Origin of the sequence: Shewanella sp. SG44-6 (assembly GCF_014164185.1) — a bacterium.
Lineage (GTDB): Bacteria > Pseudomonadota > Gammaproteobacteria > Enterobacterales > Shewanellaceae > Shewanella > Shewanella vesiculosa.
This window is the reverse complement of record NZ_JACJER010000247.1, coordinates 1-2120: the sequence shown is the minus strand read 5'-3', so window position 1 is coordinate 2120 and position 2120 is coordinate 1. Positions and strand designations below refer to the sequence as shown.

The following is a 2120-nucleotide window of genomic DNA, read 5'->3' as shown; positions in this document are numbered from 1 at the left end:
TGTACATAAAAACAGTGTAGACCACATAAAAGTGTGCATATTGATTTTATCTTTCAGGCTTTTGACTTTTTCACATGCGCAGCATGTGGCTGTCGGGGTTAAGGGGTTCTCCCCTTGCCCGTAGCTCCTATCCGACCTTTTGGAACAAAAGTGGGATAGGAGCGTACCGGGTTTCGCTGTAGTCCCACTTTTTAAGTGGGCTGCTTTGGCTTCGCACTCACTGAGTGCGAAACGGTTTAAATTGCATTCTTTAAGTGAACAGTTACGTGAAATGAGCGTGAAATTAACGCGGAAAAGGTGAATATTCGATTTCTCAGCAAGATTTATTATCGATTTACGCCCGTAGGATTTGATAAGTGCTGCTCAGAAATGATGCCGCTGATAGGTTTCATCATTTCTCAGGCTGGTTATTGGTTCTGTGAGAGCAAATTTTGGCGTATAAAGTCACTCAGGATTTACTGACTGTTGTCATGATTAACGCTCTACGGTTGAGCTTTTCAGCAAAAATCCTCTCATATAATCCCACTTCTTATACTGGTAGAAATAGATTCAATGTGTAACTGACTTTATCCACCACAGGTTTGAGTGTTTTTACATCATATTGCTTGCCGTATCGCCCATAGGTGATGTTGTGATAAACGTGTCCAACAAGCTGGGCCACCATCGATTCTTCTATTTGCAGTTGCTTAAGCTCATCAATAAAGGTGTGACGGAATGAATAGGCTGTAGGTCGTTTACCTGCGATAAAGTTAAGTTGGTCGAGTAATTTGCCAAACTCTCGGCAGAATCTGTGCGACCAAACACCATCGCTACTGGGTTGATAATGAAATAACGGACTGTTTTTAAAATGACTGTTTTTTGATGTTCGGTCATTAATGGTTTGAACGAAATCGGTAAAACCGAGCTCAATCAATTTTTGATGTAACGGAACGGTTCGCTTTGACTGTGCTGTCTTAAGTTGTTGGCTCATGCCCTCATTGGTGACGTGAATGACGCTGATACCATCGATTACGGTTATATCATTACCGTGTAGCTGACAGGCTTCAGAAGGTCGTAAACCGTGATACAGCATCAATAGTGTTATCCATTTAAAGTCTTGGCTTTTGTCGATAAAGTCTTGTGATTGCAGTACGTGTTTAAGATGCTCAGGTTGCCAGCGCTGACGCGCTAAATCATGCCCAGCTTGGTTGCTTGGCTTTGACAGTTTCACTTCATCAAACGGGTTGGCGCTGGTGTAGCGCATCAGTTTGCACCATTTAAAGAACTGCGACACCGCTGCTAGGTAGTCTTTGTTACTTTTGTGGCTTCTGCCCTCTTCAAGTAAACAATCCTTGTATTCCATCGCCTCAGCGCTGGTAATGTCGAATACATCATCTAGGTGAGTTCTTTCAATAAAGTGGCCTATACGTTGATTAAGCTGCTTTACCGTTAACACTGAGACAGACTGCTTTTGTTTAGAAGCAATAAACTTGATTAGTGCATCCGTCAATGTGACGTTAGCGACTGAATTTGTTTGTTTTTTACTACTCGAATTATTTGAGAATGCCAAGTTTGTTGGTGAGGGATAATTGTCACATGTCGCACTATTATGTGCTAATTGCGTTGGCCGAGTAGGAATAAACTGAATGATTTCTCGCACAGGCTTGGCGTTATCATCAAGCGTATCGGTTTCCCCAACAAAGCCTGCACGGGCATCATTAATCAATTGATTAACGTTTGCTTTAAACGCATCTGGCTGTGATTGTGGTGTTAAGTTGCTGATTAATGACCGTAAGATGCCCGCAACGACAAGGTTACGGCCTATCGCGATTGAGCGCTGTTTAGTGAGCAGGGATACTTTGATGTCGGCAGAGAAGCCTTTATCACGCAGATAAGCAGGCAACACCATGCGGGTGTAATAGGTACAATTTGTGGCTCTGAATAGGTACATATGTCTCAGTCATCCGTTTTGGGTCTGAGAATATGATTGTTCAAATGCTAGAAAGCAAAAAAGCCATTGATTATCAATGGCTTTTTCACTTTAGAATGTGGCGGAGGGATAGGGATTTGAACCCTAGAACGGGATAAACCGTTGCCGGTTTTCAAGACCGGTGCATTCGACCACTCTGCCATCCCTCCGA

The 2120-nt window shown here is 42.9% G+C and carries 1 protein-coding gene and 1 tRNA gene; both read right to left on the bottom strand.

Annotation, left to right across the window (positions count from 1 at the left end; genetic code table 11):
- Positions 1–529: 529 nt before the first annotated feature.
- Positions 530–1930, bottom strand: coding sequence for a site-specific integrase (locus tag H5185_RS21815; RefSeq protein WP_182743224.1), 1401 nt, complete (start codon positions 1928–1930; stop codon positions 530–532).
- A gap of 98 nt (positions 1931–2028) precedes the next feature.
- A tRNA-Ser gene (locus tag H5185_RS21810) sits at positions 2029–2118 on the bottom strand.
- Between the last annotated feature and the right edge of the window lie 2 nt (positions 2119–2120).

What these genes read in the sequence shown, in the direction of transcription:
- H5185_RS21815 (WP_182743224.1), bottom strand. Translation starts at nt 1,930, where the DNA reads ATGTACCTATTCAGAGCCACAAATTGTACCTATTACACCCGCATGGTG.